The sequence below is a fragment of the Herbaspirillum sp. UBA812 genome (genome assembly GCF_002296545.1).
GTDB classification, from domain to species: Bacteria; Pseudomonadota; Gammaproteobacteria; order Burkholderiales; family Burkholderiaceae_D; genus Herbaspirillum; species Herbaspirillum huttiense.
This window is the reverse complement of the sequence record NZ_DBIC01000196.1, coordinates 1-2,601: the sequence shown is the minus strand read 5'-3', so window position 1 is coordinate 2,601 and position 2,601 is coordinate 1. Positions and strand designations below refer to the sequence as shown.

The window sequence follows — 2,601 nt, the reverse complement described above, 5'->3', positions numbered from 1 at the left end:
TAGTTACGGCCGCCGTTTACTGGGACTTCAATCAAGAGCTTGCACCCCATCATTTAATCTTCCAGCACCGGGCAGGCGTCACACCCTATACGTCCACTTTCGTGTTTGCAGAGTGCTGTGTTTTTATTAAACAGTCGCAGCCACCATTTTATTGCAACCCTTTTGTCCTTCTGGCGCAGGCCAGTCAAACTACTTGGGCGTACCTTATCCCGAAGTTACGGTACCAATTTGCCGAGTTCCTTCTCCCGAGTTCTCTCAAGCGCCTTAGAATACTCATCTCGCCCACCTGTGTCGGTTTGCGGTACGGTCTCGTTAGACTGAAGCTTAGAGGCTTTTCTTGGAACCACTTCCGATTGCTTCGCGAACAAGTTCGCTCGTCTCACACCCTTGAATTACGCTGCCGGATTTGCCTAACAGCCTTCTTCGATGCAAAAACCGACTATTCCAACAGTCGGACAACCTTCCGCGATCCGTCCCCCCATCGCATCTAACGACGGTGCAGGAATATTAACCTGCTTCCCATCAGCTACGCATCTCTGCCTCGCCTTAGGGGCCGACTCACCCTGCTCCGATGAACGTTGAACAGGAAACCTTGGGCTTACGGCGTGCGGGCTTTTCACCCGCATTATCGCTACTCATGTCAGCATTCGCACTTCTGATACCTCCAGCATCCTTTACAAGACACCTTCACAGGCTTACAGAACGCTCTCCTACCATATCCTTACGGATATCCGCAGCTTCGGTGACTGGCTTAGCCCCGTTACATCTTCCGCGCAGGACGACTCGATCAGTGAGCTATTACGCTTTCTTTAAAGGATGGCTGCTTCTAAGCCAACCTCCTGACTGTTTTAGCCTTCCCACTTCGTTTTCCACTTAGCCAATCTTTGGGACCTTAGCTGGCGGTCTGGGTTGTTTCCCTCTTGACGTCGGACGTTAGCACCCGGCGTCTGTCTCCCAAGCTCGCACTCATCGGTATTCGGAGTTTGCAATGGTTTGGTAAGTCGCGATGACCCCCTAGCCATAACAGTGCTCTACCCCCGATGGTGATACTTGAGGCACTACCTAAATAGTTTTCGGAGAGAACCAGCTATTTCCAAGTTTGTTTAGCCTTTCACCCCTATCCACAGCTCATCCCCTAATTTTTCAACATTAGTGGGTTCGGTCCTCCAGTGCGTGTTACCGCACCTTCAACCTGGCCATGGATAGATCACTTGGTTTCGGGTCTACACCCAGCGACTGAACGCCCTATTCGGACTCGATTTCTCTGCGCCTTCCCTATTCGGTTAAGCTTGCCACTGAATGTAAGTCGCTGACCCATTATACAAAAGGTACGCAGTCACCCCTTACAGGGCTCCTACTGTTTGTATGCACACGGTTTCAGGATCTATTTCACTCCCCTTCCGGGGTTCTTTTCGCCTTTCCCTCACGGTACTGGTTCACTATCGGTCGATTACGAGTATTTAGCCTTGGAGGATGGTCCCCCCATGTTCAGACAGGATTTCACGTGTCCCGCCCTACTTGTCGCAAGCCTAGTTCCACACCATCGATTTCGCATACGGGGCTATCACCCACTATGGCCGGACTTTCCATTCCGTTTTGCTATCGTTGATGCTAAATCTTGCAGGCTGATCCCATTTCGCTCGCCACTACTTTGGGAATCTCGGTTGATTTCTTTTCCTGTAGCTACTTAGATGTTTCAGTTCGCCACGTTCGCTTCGTTACCCTATGTATTCAGATAACGATGACCTTACGGCCGGGTTTCCCCATTCGGAAATCTGCGGATCAAAGCTTGTTTGCCAGCTCCCCGCAGCTTATCGCAAGCTACTACGTCCTTCATCGCCTGTAATCGCCAAGGCATCCACCATGTGCACTTATTCGCTTGTTCCTATAACGTTAGCCTCTTTTGCAAGAGCGTTATATGAAGCGTTGAGTTTTAGCGTTTGCCGTATTCCAAAGTAAGTCTTCTAATTGCTAAGATCACTTCGTAATACTTTGATTGATACAATCACACCCATTTTTACTTTCGCAAGAACCGAAGTCCTGGCGATCGTTTAAATGAATCTTTACTTCTTCCAGATTGTTAAAGAACAAAAACAGCCATTGATCGTAAAAGATCAAACCTAAATCACTACGTCATACGCATAACGCTGACTTAGGTTTGACATTTCTTGGTGGAGGTTGACGGGATCGAACCGACGACCCCCTGCTTGCAAAGCAGGTGCTCTCCCAGCTGAGCTAAACCCCCGAAACTTTGGTGGGTCTGGTTGGGCTCGAACCAACGACCCCCGCGTTATCAACACGGTGCTCTAACCAGCTGAGCTACAGACCCGCTTGGATCAGTATCAGTAGCCAGTCAGTGACCTTGTGTCACGGACCGTGCTTCACCAAATAACTGTTCTTGATTTACAGCCGATAAGTGTGGACGCTTAACTTCGTGCGCACTCTAGAAAGGAGGTGATCCAGCCGCACCTTCCGATACGGCTACCTTGTTACGACTTCACCCCAGTCACGAATCCTACCGTGGTGAGCGCCCTCCTTGCGGTTAGGCTACCCACTTCTGGTAAAACCCGCTCCCATGGTGTGACGGGCGGTGTGTACAAG

Annotated in this window: 2 tRNA genes and 2 rRNA genes (1 of these 4 only partly in view); all 4 read right to left on the bottom strand. The window is 50.2% G+C overall.

The annotated features are described in order from the left end of the window. Positions 1-1,885: ribosomal RNA gene (locus B3873_RS13025) — 23S ribosomal RNA — on the bottom strand; it reaches 1,306 nt to the left of the window's first position. Between the two features lie 284 nt (positions 1,886-2,169). Next, positions 2,170-2,245: transfer RNA gene (locus B3873_RS13020), tRNA-Ala, on the bottom strand. Positions 2,246-2,252: 7 nt separating this feature from the next. Beyond that, positions 2,253-2,329 (bottom strand) — tRNA-Ile (locus B3873_RS13015). 118 nt (positions 2,330-2,447) lie between these two features. Continuing rightward, positions 2,448-2,601: ribosomal RNA gene (locus B3873_RS13010) — 16S ribosomal RNA — on the bottom strand; the annotation flags it as partial.